Source organism: Microcoleus sp. S28C3 (assembly GCF_036700785.1).
GTDB lineage: Bacteria > Cyanobacteriota > Cyanobacteriia > Cyanobacteriales > Microcoleaceae > Microcoleus > Microcoleus asticus.
The window spans coordinates 70,522-89,735 of record NZ_JAUBPO010000012.1 but is presented as its reverse complement, the minus strand read 5'-3'; the positions used below and the strand labels follow the sequence as shown (position 1 = coordinate 89,735).

21 protein-coding genes are annotated in these 19,214 nt (G+C 45.2%); 6 read left to right on the top strand and 15 right to left on the bottom strand.

Going from position 1 to position 19,214, the window contains the following annotated elements; all coding sequences use genetic code 11:
- Nucleotides 1-202: 202 nt before the first annotated feature.
- A complete protein-coding gene (locus QUA13_RS06065) occupies nt 203-898 on the bottom strand; it encodes a hypothetical protein (RefSeq protein WP_333197389.1) in 696 nt (231 codons plus the stop codon).
- Between the two features lie 260 nt (nt 899-1,158).
- Here QUA13_RS06065 and QUA13_RS06060 point away from each other — a divergent pair, with 260 nt between their 5' ends.
- A complete protein-coding gene (locus QUA13_RS06060; RefSeq protein ID WP_333197385.1) occupies nt 1,159-1,356 on the top strand; it encodes a type II toxin-antitoxin system HicB family antitoxin in 198 nt (65 codons plus the stop codon).
- Between the two features lie 153 nt (nt 1,357-1,509).
- Here the strand turns inward: QUA13_RS06060 and QUA13_RS06055 are convergent, their stop codons facing one another.
- The 3 genes from QUA13_RS06055 to QUA13_RS06045 form a co-directional block, all read right to left on the bottom strand.
- Nucleotides 1,510-2,919: an NAD(P)(+) transhydrogenase (Re/Si-specific) subunit beta gene (locus tag QUA13_RS06055; protein ID WP_333197383.1), complete on the bottom strand. Its 1,410-nt coding sequence runs from the start codon at nt 2,917-2,919 to the stop codon at nt 1,510-1,512.
- Nucleotides 2,916-3,209 (bottom strand): NAD(P) transhydrogenase subunit alpha, encoded by a 294-nt coding sequence (locus QUA13_RS06050; protein ID WP_006633295.1) that lies wholly within the window; start codon nt 3,207-3,209, stop codon nt 2,916-2,918. The genes QUA13_RS06055 and QUA13_RS06050 overlap by 4 nt, the downstream gene beginning before the upstream one ends.
- A 187-nt stretch (nt 3,210-3,396) precedes the next feature.
- Nucleotides 3,397-4,548, bottom strand: coding sequence for a Re/Si-specific NAD(P)(+) transhydrogenase subunit alpha (locus tag QUA13_RS06045; RefSeq protein ID WP_333190785.1), 1,152 nt, complete (start codon nt 4,546-4,548; stop codon nt 3,397-3,399).
- A 579-nt stretch (nt 4,549-5,127) separates the two neighbouring features.
- On the opposite strand from QUA13_RS06045, the gene QUA13_RS06040 reads away from it, so the two are divergent.
- The 3 genes from QUA13_RS06040 (at nt 5,128) to QUA13_RS06030 (ending at nt 9,062) form a co-directional block, all read left to right on the top strand.
- Nucleotides 5,128-5,640 (top strand): DUF2808 domain-containing protein, encoded by a 513-nt coding sequence (locus QUA13_RS06040; protein ID WP_333190786.1) that lies wholly within the window; start codon nt 5,128-5,130, stop codon nt 5,638-5,640.
- A 393-nt stretch (nt 5,641-6,033) separates the two neighbouring features.
- The gene (locus tag QUA13_RS06035) at nt 6,034-7,305 is read left to right on the top strand and encodes an MFS transporter (protein WP_333197381.1); all 1,272 of its coding nucleotides are present in this window, start codon (nt 6,034-6,036) and stop codon (nt 7,303-7,305) included.
- 176 nt (nt 7,306-7,481) lie between these two features.
- Nucleotides 7,482-9,062 carry a DHA2 family efflux MFS transporter permease subunit gene (locus QUA13_RS06030; protein ID WP_333197380.1) on the top strand — a complete coding sequence of 527 codons (1,581 nt, stop codon included), beginning with the start codon at nt 7,482-7,484 and terminating at the stop codon, nt 9,060-9,062.
- A 53-nt stretch (nt 9,063-9,115) separates the two neighbouring features.
- Here QUA13_RS06030 and QUA13_RS06025 read toward each other — a convergent pair whose 3' ends face one another.
- The 3 genes from QUA13_RS06025 to QUA13_RS06015 form a co-directional block, all read right to left on the bottom strand.
- Entirely contained in the window at nt 9,116-9,883 is a 768-nt protein-coding gene (locus tag QUA13_RS06025; RefSeq protein WP_333197379.1) for an ATP-binding cassette domain-containing protein, read from the bottom strand.
- A 158-nt stretch (nt 9,884-10,041) separates the two neighbouring features.
- Nucleotides 10,042-10,920 carry a glycine--tRNA ligase subunit alpha gene (glyQ, locus tag QUA13_RS06020; protein ID WP_333098032.1) on the bottom strand — a complete coding sequence of 293 codons (879 nt, stop codon included), beginning with the start codon at nt 10,918-10,920 and terminating at the stop codon, nt 10,042-10,044.
- A gap of 112 nt (nt 10,921-11,032) precedes the next feature.
- Nucleotides 11,033-13,489 carry an NACHT domain-containing protein gene (locus QUA13_RS06015; RefSeq protein ID WP_333197378.1) on the bottom strand — a complete coding sequence of 819 codons (2,457 nt, stop codon included), beginning with the start codon at nt 13,487-13,489 and terminating at the stop codon, nt 11,033-11,035.
- A gap of 38 nt (nt 13,490-13,527) precedes the next feature.
- On the opposite strand from QUA13_RS06015, the gene QUA13_RS06010 reads away from it, so the two are divergent.
- Nucleotides 13,528-13,698 (top strand): hypothetical protein, encoded by a 171-nt coding sequence (locus QUA13_RS06010; RefSeq protein ID WP_333197377.1) that lies wholly within the window; start codon nt 13,528-13,530, stop codon nt 13,696-13,698.
- A gap of 56 nt (nt 13,699-13,754) precedes the next feature.
- On the opposite strand, the gene QUA13_RS06005 is transcribed toward QUA13_RS06010, so the two are convergent.
- Nucleotides 13,755-14,081 (bottom strand): XRE family transcriptional regulator, encoded by a 327-nt coding sequence (locus QUA13_RS06005; RefSeq protein ID WP_333197375.1) that lies wholly within the window; start codon nt 14,079-14,081, stop codon nt 13,755-13,757.
- Nucleotides 14,078-14,452, bottom strand: coding sequence for a type II toxin-antitoxin system RelE/ParE family toxin (locus tag QUA13_RS06000; RefSeq protein WP_106150423.1), 375 nt, complete (start codon nt 14,450-14,452; stop codon nt 14,078-14,080). Before QUA13_RS06000 ends, QUA13_RS06005 begins: the two co-directional genes overlap by 4 nt.
- 95 nt (nt 14,453-14,547) lie before the next feature.
- Here QUA13_RS06000 and QUA13_RS05995 point away from each other — a divergent pair, with 95 nt between their 5' ends.
- Nucleotides 14,548-14,676: a hypothetical protein gene (locus tag QUA13_RS05995; protein ID WP_333197373.1), complete on the top strand. Its 129-nt coding sequence runs from the start codon at nt 14,548-14,550 to the stop codon at nt 14,674-14,676.
- A 174-nt stretch (nt 14,677-14,850) separates the two neighbouring features.
- Here QUA13_RS05995 and QUA13_RS05990 read toward each other — a convergent pair whose 3' ends face one another.
- The 6 genes from QUA13_RS05990 to QUA13_RS05965 all read right to left on the bottom strand — a co-directional run bounded on the left by QUA13_RS05990 (nt 14,851) and on the right by QUA13_RS05965 (nt 19,198).
- Nucleotides 14,851-15,138 carry an NfeD family protein gene (locus tag QUA13_RS05990; RefSeq protein WP_333190795.1) on the bottom strand — a complete coding sequence of 96 codons (288 nt, stop codon included), beginning with the start codon at nt 15,136-15,138 and terminating at the stop codon, nt 14,851-14,853.
- Between the two features lie 113 nt (nt 15,139-15,251).
- Nucleotides 15,252-15,539 carry an NfeD family protein gene (locus QUA13_RS05985; RefSeq protein WP_172191372.1) on the bottom strand — a complete coding sequence of 96 codons (288 nt, stop codon included), beginning with the start codon at nt 15,537-15,539 and terminating at the stop codon, nt 15,252-15,254.
- Nucleotides 15,540-16,471: 932 nt separating this feature from the next.
- A complete protein-coding gene (locus QUA13_RS05980) occupies nt 16,472-16,942 on the bottom strand; it encodes a GNAT family N-acetyltransferase (protein ID WP_333197370.1) in 471 nt (156 codons plus the stop codon).
- A complete protein-coding gene (locus QUA13_RS05975; protein ID WP_333197368.1) occupies nt 16,939-17,454 on the bottom strand; it encodes a cupin domain-containing protein in 516 nt (171 codons plus the stop codon). Before QUA13_RS05975 ends, QUA13_RS05980 begins: the two co-directional genes overlap by 4 nt.
- 9 nt (nt 17,455-17,463) lie before the next feature.
- Nucleotides 17,464-18,105 (bottom strand): type I restriction endonuclease, encoded by a 642-nt coding sequence (locus QUA13_RS05970; protein ID WP_333197365.1) that lies wholly within the window; start codon nt 18,103-18,105, stop codon nt 17,464-17,466.
- Nucleotides 18,106-18,148: 43 nt separating this feature from the next.
- On the bottom strand, nt 18,149-19,198 hold the full coding sequence (locus tag QUA13_RS05965) for a DUF1611 domain-containing protein (RefSeq protein WP_333197364.1): 1,050 nt from the start codon (nt 19,196-19,198) through the stop codon (nt 18,149-18,151).
- Nucleotides 19,199-19,214: the final 16 nt, after the last annotated feature.

Genomic DNA, 19,214 nt, shown 5'->3' with positions numbered 1-19,214 from the left:
AATGAAATGTCAAGTACATTGATATTCACTCATTTGTTTATTATACCTTGCTTGTGTTATTAAATTTTCATTCCTTAGGAATTTTCGGGTTTTGTTTGATGTGTTATTTATTAGTTTGGAAGTTTCGCGGGATCGAAGAAGCTAACAAGATGCTGAGAAGAATCAGAAGAAGAGTGAAGTGAGGATAGATATTTGCTAAACCTCATTTTTTCTTAGTGCGGTTGCGTTTTCTCGATTCAGCCGCCGTATTTTTTGCTTTTTTTTGTTTTTCTTTACTTGGTTTAGATCCATTGACAGCACTACCACTTATCGGTTTGCTGGAAAATCCCGATGTATCGGAGTTTTTAGCTGCAATTATAGGAGCAATGCTAGCATTATATATCTCCTGAAATTGTGTTAGACCTTCCCCCGTACTCATATCAAACCCTGCTTGATGACCGAGCGTTACAAAGGATTTGGCAAATCCAAATTTAGAGGAATCTTCCATAATCTCCTTAAATTTCGGCTCGATATCCCGCAGGTATTTGATAATTGAAGTGGCATTTCGCAGTTTAAATTCTCGCTTCAAAAATTGCCAGAACGCCAATAATTCCGGGATAGCATTTTCACCTTCTTCCGGCGAAAGCAAACTCACTTTCCTGGGAAACAACTCTTCGACTACAGTTGCCACATCTTCCACTTTCATGCGAGGCAGCGTAAAACCTTCATAGCCGAAACCGTAATAAATGAACTGCGAAATCCAAAATCCAACGTCTGGATAAGTTTTACAGTATTCTTCTCCTTCGGTAGAATTGACAAATAGCTCGATTAGCGTTTCCTGATAATCTTCCAGGAGGGGTTCTGCTTCGTCATAATCTAGGCCATTTAGTTGGCGGATATTAAAAGGTTTATCTGACATAGTTGAAATTTTTTTAATTTAATTGACTTTAGCTCTAAGGTTAGTACAATTTTTGCAGTTCTATTAATTCTTTACGATTTCATTATATTTAAAAAATCTCCGATCGCAGGTATATTTGACTAGCACCGATCGCCCGTGACTATTTAAACCAAGCTAGCATTGTATAGGGCGATCGCCCTCTCCACAAAAGAGCGATCGATGCGATATGATATCAAGTAAAACTATAATTATTTGAGCTTGGCAGTCCGCCACTTCAAATTGTGAAGTCAACACAACAGTTTACAGCAATCATTGAACGAGAAGGCGAGGGATATGTATCACTTTGCCCAGAACTTGATATTGCCAGCCAAGGTGACAATATAGAAGAAGCGCGACGAAATCTGATCGAGGCGCTAGAACTATTTTTTGAGACAGCAGATCCTTCTGAAGTAAAGAATCGGTTGATACTCGGCGATTGAAATCGCGACTATACAAACGAAGTCAGCCTCCGCCGACTGAAGAATATTAATATCAAAACTAAATCCAAACAAAAACCCGGTTCATCCAAGAAACCGGGTTTAATTATCAGCGTTAATCCGCGTTAATCCGCCTTCATCTGCGGTTGAAAAATCCTACAACTGCTTCACCTCAGAAACCAATTTGGCAACCACATCCTTAGCGCTACCAAACAACATCATCGTCTTATCCTTGTAGAACAACTCATTATCTACACCGGAAAAACCAGCACTCATCCCGCGCTTGATTACGATCGTATGCTTAGCCTTATCAACCTCCAAAATCGGCATCCCGTAAATCGGGCTCGCCGTATCGTGACGCGCCGCCGGATTCACCACATCGTTAGCCCCGATTACCAAAGCAACATCAGTTTCGTCAAACTGCGGATTGATATCGTCCATATCGTACAACTGCGGATAAGGCACGTTTGCTTCCGCTAAGAGCACATTCATGTGCCCCGGCATCCGCCCAGCCACCGGGTGAATTGCGTATTTCACGTCAACACCCATTTTTTCCAAACCGTCGGCTAACTCGCGCACGGCGTGCTGTGCTTGCGCTACAGCCATTCCGTAACCGGGAATAATTACAACCGATCGCGCATAACCCAACATCATCGCACTTTCTTCGAGATTGATGCTGCGAACAGTTTTGTCAGTAGCACCAGCAGCCCCAGCAGCAGCCCCAGCACTACCGCCACCGCTACCAAACGCGCTAAACAGCACGCTACCCAAGGATCGATTCATCGCCTTGCACATGATTTGCGTCAAAATAATCCCCGACGCGCCCACCAATGCACCAGCGATAATCAGCATATTGTTCATCAAAATGAACCCAGCCACACTCGCCGCAATCCCCGAATAAGAGTTAAGCAGCGACACCACCACCGGCATATCGCCGCCGCCAATCGGTAGCACAAACATGATTCCCAGAATATTGGAAATCGCCACCAAACCGAGGAATACCGGCACATTTTCGGGATTCGTCAGCATATAACCGCTGCCGGCTAAAAGTGCGATCGCCAGCATGGCATTAAACGGCTGTTGCAGCGGAAACGTCATTGGCGCACCCGGCAGCAATTCTTGCAGTTTCGCAAACGCCACAAGGCTACCAGTGAAAGTAATTCCGCCGATCAGCACACCCAAAAGGATCGTGATTGTCGCATCAGGCGCAGGCGATTCCGGGATGCTGAGATAGCGCCAGAATTCGCCCACAGCAACGAGTGCAGAAGCCGCGCCCCCAAAACCGTTAAGCAAACCCACCATCTGCGGCATATCCGTCATCGCCACGGTATTCGCCATAATCGTTCCCAAAATGGAACCGACGATAATTCCGACAGCAATCAATTCGTAGCTGACTACTTGCTTTTCCAGCAACGTACCGACGATCGCAATTAACATCCCGATCGCAGCTAACACATTCCCTTGACGGGCAGTTGCAGGGGAACCCAACTGTTTCAAACCGACAATAAATAAAGATGCCGCAACTAAATAACCTAGTTGAATGCCACTGGGCAGAAAATCGCTCACGCTTTAACCTCTTTTTTCTTGAACATTTGCAGCATTCGATCGGTTACTAAGAAACCGCCAACAACGTTAATTGTGGCCAGGGCGATCGCGATCGTCCCCAAAATCGAAGTAACAGTCACATTGCCTTGACCAGAAATCAGAATTGCACCTAAAACTGCTATTCCAGAAATCGCATTCGATCCCGACATCAAAGGTGTGTGCAGCGTCGGCGGGACTTTATTGATTACTTCAAATCCTACAAACGACGCCAGAGTAAACACCACTAAACCTGCAATCAATCCTTCTGCCATAACAATTGGTAATTGGTAATTGGAAATTGGTAATTTGTCATGGACTGGTTCCCAGCCTCCTGGCTGGGAAAGCATTCATGGGAGGGTCTGCCTCCGGTATAGACTGGAGGCAGAGCCTCCTGGAGTACATTACAATGCTCTGCATTGTAACGATAGACATTATGATTTAGGTTCCGTATAATGACTCCTAACTATTGACTGCTGAAGCCTCAGCCGTCAAAGCATCGCGAACTCGCTGGTTGCTAATCTCACCGTCGCGGGCAACGCAAGCACCAGAAATGATATCGTCTTCAAAATCCAAATTGAGTTCTTTATCTTTCACCATCAACTGAAGTAAAGCCGAGATATTCTTCGAGTAAGTTTCGCTAGCGTGTACCGGCATCGACGAGGGCACATTAATCGGGCCGATGACATTAACGCCGTTCCATTCAACATCTTTCCCCGCTTCAGAACATTCGCAATTGCCGCCTTGTTCGGCCGCGAGGTCAACAATTACCGATCCGGGCTTCATTTGAGAAACCATTTCTCTAGTAACTAAAATAGGTGCTTTTCTGCCGGGAACTTGAGCGGTTGTAATCACTGCATCGGAAGCGCTGACGTGTTGGGTGAGCACTTGGCGGGTGTATTCTGTGGCTGCTTCTGATAGCTCTTTAGCGTAGCCTCCGGCGGCGACGGTTTCTTCCTTGAGTTCGACATCAAGGAATTTAGCGCCCAAACTTTGCACTTGTTCTTTTGTTTCCGGGCGGATGTCGAAGGCTTCGACTACTGCACCCAAACGGCGCGCCGTGGCGATCGCCTGCAAGCCAGCAACGCCCACGCCCATTACCAAGACTTTCGCGGGGCGAATCGTACCCGCCGCCGTTGTCAGCATTGGGAAATATTTCGGCAAAGCTGCTGCTGCGATCAGTACCGCTTTGTAACCGGCGACGTTAGCCTGAGATGACAGCGCATCCATGCTTTGAGCGCGGCTGGTGCGCGGGATCATTTCCATGCTGAATGCCGTTACTTTGCGATCGGCTAAACGCTGCACTAAAGCTGGATCTCCCAGAGGATTCAAAAATCCGATGAAAACGCCTCCTTCCCGGAGTTGATGAACTTCTGATTCTTGCAGCGCCCCGATTTTCACGACGACATCGGCTTCGCCCCACAGCTTAGCGGTATCGGCGACAACCTGAGCTCCCGCTTCTTCGTAAGCAAGATCCGAGAAAAAGGATTTTGCCCCCGCGCCGGCTTCCAGCCAAACTTCGACGCCTTGTTTTACCAATCGGGCCACAGCGTCGGGTACTAAAGCCACCCGGCGTTCGCCTGCTTCTATTTCTTTTGCGATCGCTAATTTCATGAACTCTCCTTATTTAAGCCTTCCCAGGGCGGTTGAAACCGCTCCTACACAGACAAAACCTGCCTCCGCAGGTTTCTTGAATTGCGATTTTTCACCGCCAGATGCCTTGCTTTACATTTGAGCCGCCGTTGCCCTAAACTTCTCTCGTTGATAGTAAAGCCGATCGCCCAAATTCGAGCCGTATCTTTAACTTATCTTATACATTCAAATTCGCTAAATTGTTAAGTTTGCAACCGATTATGATATAATATTCTGTCTGCTAGTTCTGTAGTTTGAATGTCAGTTATCAGTATTACGCAAAAAATAATTGACGATCGAGCAATTTGTTCCGAGGTTCCCAGATTCAGCGTTTCGCAGACTTAGGATGGAGGCACAGAAAAGCCTCGGGTTCTAACCAGCCCCCAGATTCATTCTCAAAGCAGACGGAAGTAAATCTAAAATCTAAAATCTAAAATCTAAAATCTAAAATCGGATCGCCCTCATCAAATTGCTGAGACATTCGATATATTGTAGGCACGATCGCAAATTTCGGGCGATCGATATTTAAGGTTCACCAAGAGTTTAATTAGAGGAGTTGTTATGCGACGATTATTTTCAGCACTAGCGGTTACAGGTTGCTTGGTGGCTGGGTTGCCCGCCATCAGTTTAGCCCAGTCCATGCCAGGATTCACGATTTTCGGCGGCCCCGAGCGCGCCAACCAATTAAACTATCGCTTGGATTACGGCAAAGCGGGGATGAGCGGCGATAGATATCGGCTGCGAATTCCTTCCAAAAAAGTAAGTCTGGCGATCGCCCAACTCAACATATCCTATCCAGACTACTACAAAGGCGAATTCGACCAAAAAGACATTAAAGTGCGCGTCAAAGACAAAACAATCCAATTGCAAGAAGTAATCTGGGACAAAGAAAATCGTTTCATAGAAATTTATCCCGCAGAACCAATTGCTGCCGGCAACAATGTTGAGGTTGTACTCTCCAACGTCAGAAACCCATCTCCCGGCGGAATGTACCATTTCAACGTCCGCATCCGCACCCCTGGGGACGTTCCCTTGCTGCGCTACCTGGGTACTTGGCTGTTGAGCATTGATTAGAAGCAGCGCCATCAGGTTGCGATCGTAAAATGCTCGTTTCCTGGTTTTGGAGAACCGAAAAATAGAACCTCCGGCTCATATAGCAATCCTAAACGATCGGTAAAATGAGTTTAGGGACAATCCCGCCGTGCCATTTGTTTCAACTTAAGATTGAAACCCATAATAAATGTCGCTTGTAGTCGAGTCTATATCTCCCTAAATCCCCCTTAAGAAGGAGGACGAAATATCGCAATATTATTCCCCCCTTATTAAGAGGGGCTAGGGGTATCTCGCAGTTCGATACAAACAAGAGAAACAGAGGGTTTTAGTCTTAATTTGACACCAAGGGCGCGGGGAAACTACCCCTAAAAAATATTGACAAATCCAATAGGATTGTTCTAGCCGTACTCTTGCATGAATCTACTAGCAAAAATCAAAACAATAAAACTTCCGCCAGCGCTGCGATCGAGAAATTATCGCCTGTTTTTTGCAGGACAAAGCATCTCACTGATTGGCAATTGGATGACGCAAGTCGCTACTGTTTGGCTTGTCTACAATTTGAGCGATTCACCTTGGATGCTCGGCGTGGTCGGATTTACAAGTCAAATCCCCACATTAATTTTACTGCCTTTTGCAGGAGTTTTAATCGATCGCTGGAACCGCCACCGAGTCATAATTGCCACTCAAATATTAGCGATGGTTCAATCCTTAGCGCTAGCATTTTTAGCGCTAACAGGAGTCGTGAACATTTGGCAGATCGTGGTACTGAGTTTCTTTCAAGGTGCAATTAATGCCTTTGACGCGCCGGCACGGCAAGCTTTTGTGCCCGAACTCGTGGAAAAGAAAGAAGATTTAGCAAATGCGATCGCCATTAATGCTTCGATGTTCAACGCAGCCAGACTAATCGGCCCAGCAATGGCAGGTTTGCTGATAGCTACAGTCGGCGCAAGTTATTGCTTTCTCATTGACGGACTCAGCTACATTGCTGTAATTGCAGGCTTATTAGCGATGCAGATCAAAGCCCGTAAAATTGCAGCAACTAATACCAAACCCTTACAAAGATTAAAAGAAGGATTCGTTTATGCCTTCGGGTTTCCCCCAATTCGAGCAATTTTACTGCTATTATCATTAGTCAGTTTGGCCGGAATGTCGCACACAGTTTTAGTCCCAATTTTTGCCACCAAACTCCTGCACGGCGACGCCCAAACTCTCGGATTTTTGATGGCTGCTTCGGGAGTCGGAGCCTTTACGGGAGCGATTTATTTGATTTCGCGCACAACTATAGTTGGCCTCGGCAAGTGGATTGCGATTTCACCGGCAATTATGGGATTCGGACTAATAGGTTTTGGTTTGTCCCGCGTCTTGTGGCTGTCATTAATCATGATGTTGTTCGTTGGCTTTGGTTTCATTATCCAATTTGCAGGAGGAAACACATTTTTGCAAACAATTGTGGAAGACGACAAACGCGGAAGAGTGATGAGCATATACACGATGGCATTTTTTGGAGTGACACCCTTTGGGAATTTAGTTGCCGGGGGATTGGCAAGTTATATCGGCGCTCCCTATACAGTCATCATTGGAGGTATAATTTGTATTTTAGGCTCGGTAGTTTTTACCAAACAGTTGCCAGCTTTAAAAAACATAATCCGACCACTGTATCAAAAAATGGGTTTAATTTCGCAGTAGGGATTTAGCGTCAAATCACAAATGCCAACATTAAACAAGATTCCCAAAGCTAATATCTGACTGTATCTCTAGCAATCCTCAACAATTTGTAAACTTGTCTCTTCTATTTCTCTGCGCCCTCTGGGCCCTCTGCGGTTAAAACATCCAAATTAATTACGCAACCAGAGGTTAAACCAATGGCAAATACAAGTGCAATTCCACAGCATAGCGACGATCGAGTTCCCTTAAAAACCTGGATCGGCGTCATGGCAACAATGATCGGCGCTTTCATGGCGGTTTTGGACATCCAAATCACCAACGCTTCTCTGAAAGATATTCAAGCAGCTTTAGGCGCAACTTTAGAAGAAGGTTCTTGGATTTCCACCTCTTATCTAGTCGCAGAAATAGTCGTAATTCCGCTGACGGGTTGGCTATCGCAGGTGTTTTCAGTCCGCCGCTACATCTTGGTAAATGCCGCTTTCTTTGTATTCTTTTCCATGTGCTGCGCTTGGGCGTGGGATTTGACTTCAATGATTGTTTTTCGAGGTTTCCAGGGATTGACTGGTGGGATTTTAATTCCGATGGCTTTTACGTTTTTGCTAACAAATTTGCCGCCCAAAAAGCAACCAGTCGGCATGGCGATGTTTGCCCTGACAGCTACTTTTGCACCATCCATCGGGCCGACATTGGGAGGCTGGCTGACGGAGAATTATGGCTGGCAATATGTCTTTTATTTAAATTTGCTTCCGGGGCTGCTGCTGCTAACAGGTGTGTGGTATGCCGTCGCCCCGACGCCGATGCGGCTCGAACTGCTAAAAGGGGGCGACTGGTGGGGAATTCTATCAATGGCGATCGGCCTGGGTTCCCTGCAAGTTGTGTTAGAAGAAGGCAGCCGCAAAGACTGGTTTAGTTCTGATTTGGTTTTGCGTTTAAGCATAGTTTCTGCCATATTTATCAGCGCTTTTTTCTGGATTGAACTAACTAGAAAAAAACCGTTTATTAACCTACGATTATTGAGTCGCCGCAATTTCGCTTTAGCAACTGTTGTGAATGTTTCTTTGGGGGTGGGATTGTACGGTTCGGTGTTCATTTTGCCCCTGTATTTAGGTCAGATTCAGCAGTACAATGCCATGCAAATTGGCGAGGTGATTATGTGGGGTGGCGTGCCGCAGTTATTCCTCGTGCCGATGGTGCCGAAATTGATGCAGCGAATCGATATACGGGTGATGATTGGCATCGGTGTGAGTTTGTTTGCGGTGAGTTGTTTTATGAATGCCAGCATGACTCACGAGACGGGCATCGATCAGTTGCGTTGGTCGCAATTAGTGCGAGCAATGGGACAGCCTTTGATTATGGTGCCGCTGTCAACAATTGCCACTGCTGGTATGGAGAAACACGAGGCAGGTTCTGCTTCGGGTTTGTTTAATATGATGCGAAATATGGGAGGTTCGATGGGGATTGCGGCCCTAGGAACTTTGGTGACGATGCGCGAGCAATTTCACTCGAATCGATTAGGGGAATCTGTTTCTTTGTACAATCAGGCAACGCAGGAGAGAATAAATCAAATGACTCAGTATTTTGTGAGTCGCGGTGCTGATGCAAGTGTGGCGCATAACCAAGCAATTCAGGCAATTGATAATCTTGTGCGCCGCGAAGCTTATGTCATGGCTTTTAATGATTGTTTTTACTTTGTGGGAATTGCTTTGTTGTTAAGTGGGATTGCTATTTTGGGTTTTAAAAAGGTGAAACCGGGTGCTGGTGGTGGGGGCGCTCATTGATTATGTTTTGGGGTGGCAGTTGGTAGGGTAGACATTGCGAACCCTACTAATGTTCACCATTCTTGTTGGGCTTCTGCTTCTGCTTTGATTAAATTTTGCCGCAGTTGCACCCAATTTATTTGATCGGAGGGCGAGTTTTCGAGGAGTTTTCCGCGCTGTAAATGCAGGACTCTTGTGCTAAATTGCTCGGATAATTCTAATTGGTGGTTGACCATTAAAATTGTGGTTTGGCCGTTGGTTAGCTGTGTCAATACTTGCAAAAGATGGGCGGCTTTTCCGGCGTCTAGGGCGGATGTTGGTTCGTCTAAAAGCAAGATTTTTGGTTGTAGAATGATGCCGCGGGCGATCGCCACGAGCTGTTTTTGGCCTGTGGAAAGCTGGAATTCGGTGCGATCGAGCCATTCTTGGGGTATGTGCAGTTGTTCGATCGCCCCGCTAATTCTCTCTGCAATGTTTGATGCAGTCACGCCCCGCAGCTTCAAAGGATAAGCCAATGCTTCTCGCACCGACATTCCCAAAAGCTTCGATTCTTGCAGAATGAGGGTGATTTGTCTGCGGAGTTCGATCGCAGGTATTTGGCGATATTCTGTATTTTCCAGATAAATCGAGCCGCTGGTCGGACTGCTGAGCCGATTTAGCAACCGCAACAGCGTTGTTTTCCCCGCACCTGAAGGGCCAACAATTGCCACGCGAGATCCCTTGTCTACCTGAAACGATATATTTTCCAACAAATGACTTGAGGCGATCGGTGTTTTTAAACTAACATTATCAATTCGCAGTTGAGGATTTGTTTCTGTATTATTTTCCGAATAATTAGGCATTTAATTAATTAAAAATATGGCCTTCGTGGAACGGGCATCTTGCCCGTTCTTGAAGCAGGCAAGATGCCCGCCCCCCAATCCAACTCACTCTTTGTGGAACGGGCATCTTGCCTGTTCTGAAGGCAGGCAAGATGCCCGCCCCACAATCCAACTCAAACTCAAACTTTTACAGCTTTTTCTAAAGGAAAACCCAGCTTTTCGCGCTGTTCCAAATAAAGCTGAGCCACTCGCCGCGCCAAATTGCGAATTTTGGTGATATACCGGGTTCTTTCCGTTACCGAAATCACACCTCTAGCGTCGAGTAAATTGAAAGTGTGAGAACATTTTAACACATAATCAAGGCTCGGTAAAACCAATCCTTTTTTTGTCAATTGTTCGGCTTCTTGCTCGTACAATCCAAATAGAGTAAACAGCAATTCGGGATTGGAAGCTTCAAAGTTATAAGTACACTGTTCTATTTCTCCTTGCAGGTGAACGTCGCCGTAAGTGATGCCATCTTTCCACTGAATTTTCGTCATGGCATCGACTTCTTGGAGATACATTGCTAGGCGTTCTAGTCCGTAGGTAATTTCAATGGAGACGGGGCGACAGTCAATGCTACCGCACTGTTGAAAGTAGGTAAATTGGGTGATTTCCATGCCGTCGAGCCAGACTTCCCAGCCGACGCCCCAAGCTCCGAGAGTGGGCGATTCCCAGTTGTCTTCTACGAAACGAATGTCGTGGTCTTCAGGGCGAATTCCTAATGCTCTGAGGGAGTCTAAATAGATGTCTTGGATGTTGGGAGGAGAGGGTTTAATTAAAACTTGATATTGATAGTAATGTTGGAAGCGGTTGGGATTTTCGCCGTAGCGTCCGTCGGTGGGGCGGCGACAGGGTTCGATGTAGGCGACTGACCAAGGTTCGGGGCCGATTGCTCTGAGAAAGGTGTGGGGATTCATGGTTCCTGCACCTTTTTCTGTGTCGTAGGATTGGGCGATCAGGCAGCCTCGATCGCTCCAGAATTGATTCAAAGTTGCAATGACTGATTGAAAGTTCACTGGTTTAAATATGCTTAGCGAGTGTCTAAGCTTATTTAAGCATACTCAAGGCACGGTTTATTCAAATAAACCCTGCCGAAATTAGATAAGACAGGATTTATAGCGAATTGCCCTACTCTGCTTTTTCCTGTTTGCGTTTTTCGATTTCGGCGATCGGTAGTAACATTCTCTCAAGAACTGATTCCCATGTTTTTAGCGAGATTTTTACAGCCCTTTCTTTACAAGCTATTACCATTTCGTTTGCATACAGATAATTCGATAATTCAGCTTCGGTTCTCAACATTGATTCCCATTCTTGCTGAAGACTTAAACTTTCAGCCCATACTTGTAAAACCTGATCTACAAAGCCTATAAGTACATTGTATGATTCTTTTTGGTCATAAACTATCTCAATTTTTGGAGTTTCAATTTCTAACATCTGAAGATTTTTTTTTAAAAGTTCAAAATCCACAGTAAAAATTACTAATTCCTGAATGAGAGGCACAATTTCTTGAGCCAAATAAATAACTTTCTTCTGAGGACGAGAACGGCTGCCACATAGGGTGTCTAACTTTTTCAATACCTCATTTATTTGGTCAGAATGGTTTATCTTTTTTATCAAACTTGAAAGGTAATTTATACACTGATCCAGATCCATATTATGGATACAATCAGGATGCAATGCACAAGCAATGTACATAGCTATCAATCTTTTTATAACCGGTTTAAAATTTCCTGTTGCCTTATTTGTGGAGGAATGTGCCCAGTTCAACCAAGCCGTAAGTTTACCAACGACGCTCAATTTTTGGACTGCTGATTCCATGTTCAATATTAGAATACTGGCATCATCCAACATTTCTGTAGTCAAAAAAAATACTTCTTTCCATTGATTCTCATTAACATGATGAGCTAGTGCTTGCAATGTTACTTTGCCTTCTGAGCCACGACTATGAATCTTTGCAAAGGAGTAAGCAGTACAATATTCTTGAAAAGTTAGATGCGAAAAAGACCATATTTTTTGCGATCGCTCAATCAACAATCCATGCTGCGCTTCCATCGCCTTCAACACCGCCCGACTATCCCGCTGCCCAATCCCCAAAAACTCCGCAATATACTCCTCAATTTCTGCCTGCTCAAATAGCACATATTGCTCTTTTTCAAACTTCTTCACTGCCAGAAAGCTCAATAATTCTAGCTTTCGCTCTACTGACAAATCGCGATAAATCTCATCCCGCTCAATCTCCCGCGACTTGTCCCACTGCTCCAGCAGCAACTCCAACCCCTCTTCATAAAGTTTGGAACGCTTCGAGTAAAACTTCCCCGTCTGGTGAAACACCGCACAAGTCAAACTCAGCAAAATCGGCGTAATTGCTAACTCCCGAATCGACTTATTCTCCTCCAAAAAGAGCAGCCACAGAAACTCCTCCGCTTTTGCCAGTCCCCCCGACTCATCCCCCATCACTGCCTTATACCAATGTTGGGCAAAAGCCCGCGCCTGCGTTTCATTAAAATCCGCCACCTCCACATAATCAAACCGCTCAAACCGCGATTCCTGACTCTGCGTTCGACAGGTCACAATTACCTGCACCTGCGGATAAGTGCGAGCAAACCGCTTGATTTCCTTGGCGATGTTCTTCCCATCTTCTCCCGTCACCTCATCCAACCCATCCAGCAATACCAGCACTCGGCCTCGATCTAACGCCAATTGAGTTTCGGCATCCGATAACCGCCAGCACCGTTCTAGATAACGCTCTACCGAGTAGGCAACCTCACGCCCATCCTCGACAAAATCTCGCAGTTTAATCAAAACGGGAATCCGGTGCGCTTGTAAATTACCTGCGTTGCACTCCATCACCACTCGCTGCAAATACGTGGTCTTTCCCGAACCCGGTTTGCCCACTACCATCAGGTTCGCATTCTTCGCCAGCACCTCTAAACCTGATACCCGTTTTCGCTCTTTGCCCAAACCAATGCGATCGAAACTGCGGTAGCTGCGATTTTGGCTGAAGTCCTGCCACAAGTCATCCAATTCCGATTTACGACTACTACTGAGTTCCTCCAGAATATTGACATCCACAAACAAGTCACCCAACGGCACGCAACGATCGATCCCCCAAAGCGGCATAGTGCCGTGCAACCGTTGGATGTCATCGTGGAGGCGCGATCGTACCTGCTGAACTAACGCATCAATGTCATCTTTCTCGCTCTCTGCAGGCGGATCTGAGAGTGAACTCGGTGGTTTACCTTTCTGCTGAACGAGTTCATCATCGGGTTCCCATTTCAGTTTGAGCTTTTTGCAGATGCAAAGAAACTGCTGGCGCTGAACAGGTTCACCTTTGAAAAATTTGTTGATGGTAGTACGCGACATCTTTAATTCAGCAGCCAAATCGGATTTGCTACCAAATTTTGCTAATGCGCTGTCCGCGTTTTTCAGTTGAGTTGGCGATAACCTGAGACATCGCCCGGTACGTTCTGTCATGTAGTGGTTCCAGCTTTCCCCAATTCTAGCGACGCGATCGTAACTTGGACAAACTTGTACATAACCTGAGCGGTAGGCGATCGTATCTAAAACCAGCCTCCTCTCTTGCATTTGGCAGATTGTTGAGAGTTTCAACGAAGATGACCAACATGAAGAGTTCAAATAAGAAAAAATGGCTCAAAGTAATCGAGTTTACTGTAGTGGGTGTTGCAACCTGGCTCAATCCCCAAGCAGGATTTCTGCTCTTTCTGCTTCGGCTGTGCTTTCAAATCTTGGCTGCGTTGCAGAAAGATGAGGAGAGTGAAATAGATAAAAGCTAGAAATCCCCGATCGCCTTTGCGAAAAAATTCAACAGGGCGATCGGTTCCCCAAAGTCCTATAGCGATATCGCAATTTCAGCAGATTGATTTCCTTCATGACGAGGGCGAAGATGTAAAGTAATTTCCGTATCGAGTCGCTTGAGGAAAAGCAGTAGTTTTCCCTCGCTGAACCGTTGAAACTCTCCGTTCATTAAATGAGAGACTTCTGGTTGTGGAATGCCCAGTAATTCGCTCATTTCACGCTGTTCCAAGTTGCGCTGTTTCAACAGACGAAGTACCTGAATTCCGATTTTACCCCGCGCAAAAAGTTCGTCAGCATCTGCCAATCCAAGGTCAGCAAATACATTACCGCTGCTTTCTTCAAAAATAGTTTCTTCTGTCATAATTGTTCCTCCCTCGCTAGTGCGTCTTGATAGCGTTTTTTAATTAAGTCAACATCAGCCTGTGGGGTTTTAATCCCTTGCTTTGATTTCTTCTGAAAAGCGTGCAACACATAAATTTTGTCACCAATCTTGACAGCATAAACCGCCCTGTAAGTATCCGTATCGTAACGTTTGACGATTTCATACACACCGCTTTCCACCCCTTTAAAGGGCTTGGCTGACAAAGGTGTTTCCCCAGCTTGCACCAGTTGTAGCGCATAACCTACCGCTTTTTGTACCTCTTCAGGAAACTCGCGGATATTTTTGCGAGAGTCTCCCATCCAAACAAGAGGTCGTAAAGGCACTTCTATAGTATCTTTGTTATCGACCATTTTATACGAAATTTCCTGTAAAAATCAAGTTTGACAATAGCATAAAATGTTGCCCAGCCTAAAAATCGATTTCTCGCATAATCGGTTCTTGTGTCATGGTTGTTCCTCTCTTGGCACGGTTCGCTAAGGCATCAGAAAAAGCAGCAGTCACCCGAGAAAGTAGCGAATCTCAACTCGGCGATCGCCTCAACAAACAAGCTCTCAAAAATGCCATTTTATTGTAGCGCGATCTGCCATATTTCTACTTGCAAATAAACAGAGGCAGATATTGCTGTCTTGCGTCAGGTGTTGAGTGGAAGCGATCGCCAAATTGCCACTAAAAAACAGAATAGTCAGAACCCCGACTTATTCAAGAAGTCGGGGTTCTGACAGTCAAAAAGTTGAGATTACTTTCTAGTTTAGTCTGCGGGAGCGAGGGAAACTAACAGAGTGATGTTGTCAACGCCGATGACATAAACCGTGTCTCCCGGTGTGAGCGTGATTTGGCGATCGCACCGTGCGGGCCACCAGCTACCTTGGAAGCGGACGCGACCTGTTTGATTCGGGTAAATCGATTCATCAACGACTGCTTCTTCGTTGAAGTAGTTAAAATTGGTGTTGATGTAGTTATCCATTAATAGATTGTTTCCTGTGCTGTAGGTGTGAGGAGAAAAAATTGAACCGAAAGCTTTTACTACGTTAAACATTTTCCTGACTCCTTTTGTGTTAATATATATCGAAGTTTAATCGCCTATTTCAAGCTATTTGAAAAGTAGCATTTCCTGGTTGAAATTGATTACCAGGTCGTTCATGCTCTGATTTAGTCGGCGGGAGCGAGAGAAACTAACAGAGTGATGTTGTCAACGCCGATGACATAAACCGTGTCTCCCGGTGTGAGGGTAATTTGGCGATCGCACCGTGCGGGCCACCAGCTACCTTGGAAGCGGACGCGACCTGTTTGATTCGGGTAAATCGATTCATCAACGACTGCTTCTTCGTTGAAGTAGTTAAAATTGGTGTTGATGTAATTTTTGATTAGCATATTGTTAGCTGTGCTGTATCCTTGGGTGGAGAAAATCGAGCCGAAAGCTTTTACTACGTTGAACATGATATTTACTCCTGTTGTGTTAAAATATATGGATGTGTAATTGTGTGTTGATGCTATTTGAAAGGCTGCATTTACTCGGTTGAGATTGATTGATTACCTGATATTTCATTGTTCTTGCCTTCCGTGGTTTTATCAGGATAAAAAGCAAAAAATTTTTGAAATGTTGAGGGGATTTGAGAAGCGGTTGCGGGGAGTCTAAATCCAGTAATTCCGAGGTATTGAATTAAGGATTTAGTTGTTGAGCCGTTGGTGGGATTTGCCTCAAGGGTAGATGTTGTTAGCTACATTAGAGATTGTCTGATTCCGCATTACTGCTGCTGTGAAAATGTTTTATTTTTGGGTGGAATTTTTGGGTTGATTTTTTTGATTGGGTTGTGACTCACTTGCTTTACACTTACTAATTTGCCAGGAGTCGAATATCTTTGGGGCGATCGCCAGTCCACTTTCCGAGTCTGGTACTGGCACATGACACTTTTCCACCTGCCAGCAACGATTTTGCAAAGGTTTTTGCCTACAGATCGCGCTTGTAGCTGTGCCAATTTAGCCAACTGGACTACCGCGAACGGTGAATTATGAACTTACGCATTCTCGATCGCCCCATCCGGAATATCCATAAATATCTAGTCTGTAACTTATGCACCAAAGCCCTAAAAACCCGGTTTCTGACAACCGGTGCGCCATTAGGGGCCCGTAAGCGGATCTGTGATACAAGCAAGTAAAGTTGGGCACTAACCCGCCCTCCTCATGCGATGTTGATTTTTACCTACCTATTTAGGAATAGAAAATAGGCGATCGAGATTGACGCAGATATCACGAGGCGGTAGGAGTTTTTGATCGATGGAGCTCGATCGCACCCTGTTATCCAATTATTGAACAGGTCGAACTTAAAATCCATTCATAAATTCAGAATCTTAAATTCATAAAAGTCATAATTATAGACAACCTGCTTGATACTGCATAATTGTTACAGGAATTTTGAATAAAGTTTTAGCTAATTGAGACAAACCGAACTTGAATTTAAGCGACTGCGGCAATTCTTGTACGGAAACTTCTACGAAGCCAAAGCGAGTATAAAATGATGCGAGTCGCTTTCCCAAACATTCTAAATATAGCGGTTCTGTAGCTTGTTGAATTAAATATTTTGTGAGGTAGCTTCCCAAACCTCGATCGCGCCAATCTTTCGCCACCACCAAACTCCCCAATTCTTGCGCGCCCGCAAAGTTCCGCAACTGTCCGCAAGCTGCCAATTTTCCCTCGCATTCGATGACCCAGAATTGCTCCCAGCGCAACTGAGTTGGATCGAGTTTGGCGCTCCACACTAACTTTCTAATTGATTTGATATCTCGATCTGAGGCTGGACGGAGGACGCATTGTGGCGGCAACGAAAAAGAACTTTCATTCATGATGATTCCTGTTGGCTGTCTCGTTTGGCTTGGGCTTTCAACATCCTTTTTTTTAACCGTGCATTTCTCTCGGCAATTTCGGGATTTCCCTCATACCAAGGCGGAACATCGTCATAATCGGGAATTCCATCATCTATCAAATAGCGCGCGTTGGGTTGCTTGGGATAACCTGCGACCAATCCTCCAGTACAGATTGCAAATAAAGCTGTATTGTCAGCAGCTTTTAATGCTCTCTTTGCAGCAGGAGAAACTCTCACAATATCGCCGCCCTCAAGTGTCAATAGTTCCCCATCTACAACCATCAAGCCCTTGCCTTCAACTACAATATAAACTTCTTCTTGTTCTGCGTGGCTGTGAGTAAAGGTATAGCCCTCGCCAGCCGGCAAGCGAATCAAACCTAAAGCTACTCCTTGCAGATTTAGCTGTCGCCAAGGGTTGGTGAGTTGGGGCAAATTATTAAAGTCAAAGTGAGCTTTACTGAATTTATTGTTATTTTCAGAATCTTGTTCCATATTTTGTATTCAAGTTGAAGTGCTGTAATTGAAAATTATACCAGCTAATCGCTTCAAAATGCGAAAGACTTCGTAAATTTCATTTCCGGGATTCGCAATATCAAAAAGTTTAGAGACGGCATACTGCGGTGTGTCTCGTTTAGTCATTTTGATAAATCGAAAGCTGCTACCATTTGTCAGAAGCCCAAATGTTACTGGTTCTGAGCTGGGGTCATTCAGCATATAAAATAGTAACTGAGGAAGCCCAGCTTCAACAGAATATTGAGATCGTTTGGCTTCGATCGCAACTACCCAAAAAGATTTCAGCAATAGCAGGACATCGATGCTACCCCAGACAATTGTATCTCCATCTTCAATAGTCAGTTCTACTGATTTTTCTGCCTCTATGTGAAAGGGAGTCAAGTAGAAATCTGCTAAAAATAGCAAGGGAGCCAGTACCACCATTTTTACCGTATCTTGCAGCATCGCGTACTTGACACTGTTGATATAACCTGCTTTTACGTTGTCGAGCGCTCGCTTTTTGTCATCGCTAATTACCGGTAAATCGTCAATCCACTCCCGGAAGAATTGCTCGTTTTCACAAAGTTGAAAATTAAATTTTGTTTCGACATCTAGCAGGGTCAGTGTTTTTGCTTGAATGCTTTGTGTCATAGTTTTATCTAGTTATTTATTAGTTGGTACGTATTGTAGCATATCAACTGTCGATCGCCTCCCATAAAACCTCCGCGCCAAACCTTACGGAATCGGTACAAGGCAATCCCGTTTCTGCTTCAACTTCAGCTATTGCTAACAGCGCATCTGCCTCATTTAAGTGATGAGTATTGAGGGCGATCGCGCTCACTTTTCCCCCTGCAAAAGCACCGGCAGCAGCGGCAACTATTTCGTACAATTCAACCACTTTTGATAATTTAGGAATCGATACGTGCGGGTGATGGCGAATGTTAGTTTGTCCGGCTCGGTGCGCTAAAATTAAGTGAGTTGGCTGCGAACCCCGCAACAGGGGCAGAGTCGCCGTCGAACCCGGATGCAATAGCGAACCTTGCCCTTCTACGTGCAGAATATCGCATTCAGAACCCAATTTTATCGCCATTTGTTCGACAGCACCGGCGGCGAAATCAACTCGCACTGCATCCAAAGGAAGGCCTTCATTTCCGATCATTAAACCAGTTTGTCCCGTTGCTAAAAATTTGGAACGCAAACCCCGTCGCAAGCAAGTGCGATTGAGTTCCAGACTGGTTGACATTTTGCCGACGCTCATATCTGTGCCGACAGTTAATACGCGGCGACAACTTAATTGAGCAGCAGCAGCAGAGGCGATCGCCCCTATGTTTTCCGGTTCCTGACGCACGTCCCAAATCCATTGATTTTCGGTTAACGGAACTGTTATCAAAGGTGAAAGTTTCGCGTGCAAACCGTTGACAACTGACAAACCTGCTGCTACCGCTTGGTTAATTTCTGGCAGCCATTCCGCAGGCAAAAAACCGCCAGAAGTAGCGATACCAATTAGCAGAATATCCGGCGCAAATTGCAGTGCTTCTGCAACGGAAGCAACTATCGGTACTTGTTGAGGAATGCCCGTTAATTCAGGTAAAGATTGTGCGGCACATTGGCGGTCTATTACTGCTACAATTTGTGCTTCGCTGTAGCGCAAAAATGCTAAACCTGTTTTGCCGGAATGGCCGAGAATTCCTTCGTGCAGCAGGATGGCAACTTTGCCATTTTTGAGCGGATAGTTTTTAGTCATTGGTTCACTTTTGAGA

Coding starts and splice junctions, on each gene's coding strand:
- QUA13_RS06050 (WP_006633295.1), bottom strand. CDS start 3,209: ATGGCAGAAGGATTGATTGCAGGTTTAGTGGTGTTTACTCTGGCGTCG.
- QUA13_RS05980 (WP_333197370.1), bottom strand. CDS start 16,942: ATGAATGAAAGTTCTTTTTCGTTGCCGCCACAATGCGTCCTCCGTCCA.
- QUA13_RS05990 (WP_333190795.1), bottom strand. CDS start 15,138: ATGTTTAACGTAGTAAAAGCTTTCGGTTCAATTTTTTCTCCTCACACC.
- QUA13_RS05975 (WP_333197368.1), bottom strand. CDS start 17,454: ATGGAACAAGATTCTGAAAATAACAATAAATTCAGTAAAGCTCACTTT.
- QUA13_RS06030 (WP_333197380.1), top strand. CDS start 7,482: ATGGCAAATACAAGTGCAATTCCACAGCATAGCGACGATCGAGTTCCC.
- QUA13_RS06025 (WP_333197379.1), bottom strand. CDS start 9,883: ATGCCTAATTATTCGGAAAATAATACAGAAACAAATCCTCAACTGCGA.
- QUA13_RS05965 (WP_333197364.1), bottom strand. CDS start 19,198: ATGACTAAAAACTATCCGCTCAAAAATGGCAAAGTTGCCATCCTGCTG.
- QUA13_RS06015 (WP_333197378.1), bottom strand. CDS start 13,489: ATGCAAGAGAGGAGGCTGGTTTTAGATACGATCGCCTACCGCTCAGGT.
- QUA13_RS06045 (WP_333190785.1), bottom strand. CDS start 4,548: ATGAAATTAGCGATCGCAAAAGAAATAGAAGCAGGCGAACGCCGGGTG.
- QUA13_RS06000 (WP_106150423.1), bottom strand. CDS start 14,452: ATGGTCGATAACAAAGATACTATAGAAGTGCCTTTACGACCTCTTGTT.
- QUA13_RS06065 (WP_333197389.1), bottom strand. CDS start 898: ATGTCAGATAAACCTTTTAATATCCGCCAACTAAATGGCCTAGATTAT.
- QUA13_RS06005 (WP_333197375.1), bottom strand. CDS start 14,081: ATGACAGAAGAAACTATTTTTGAAGAAAGCAGCGGTAATGTATTTGCT.
- QUA13_RS05970 (WP_333197365.1), bottom strand. CDS start 18,105: ATGACACAAAGCATTCAAGCAAAAACACTGACCCTGCTAGATGTCGAA.
- QUA13_RS06035 (WP_333197381.1), top strand. CDS start 6,034: ATGAATCTACTAGCAAAAATCAAAACAATAAAACTTCCGCCAGCGCTG.
- QUA13_RS05985 (WP_172191372.1), bottom strand. CDS start 15,539: ATGTTCAACGTAGTAAAAGCTTTCGGCTCGATTTTCTCCACCCAAGGA.
- QUA13_RS06010 (WP_333197377.1), top strand. CDS start 13,528: ATGAAGAGTTCAAATAAGAAAAAATGGCTCAAAGTAATCGAGTTTACT.
- QUA13_RS06040 (WP_333190786.1), top strand. CDS start 5,128: ATGCGACGATTATTTTCAGCACTAGCGGTTACAGGTTGCTTGGTGGCT.
- QUA13_RS05995 (WP_333197373.1), top strand. CDS start 14,548: ATGGTTGTTCCTCTCTTGGCACGGTTCGCTAAGGCATCAGAAAAAGCA.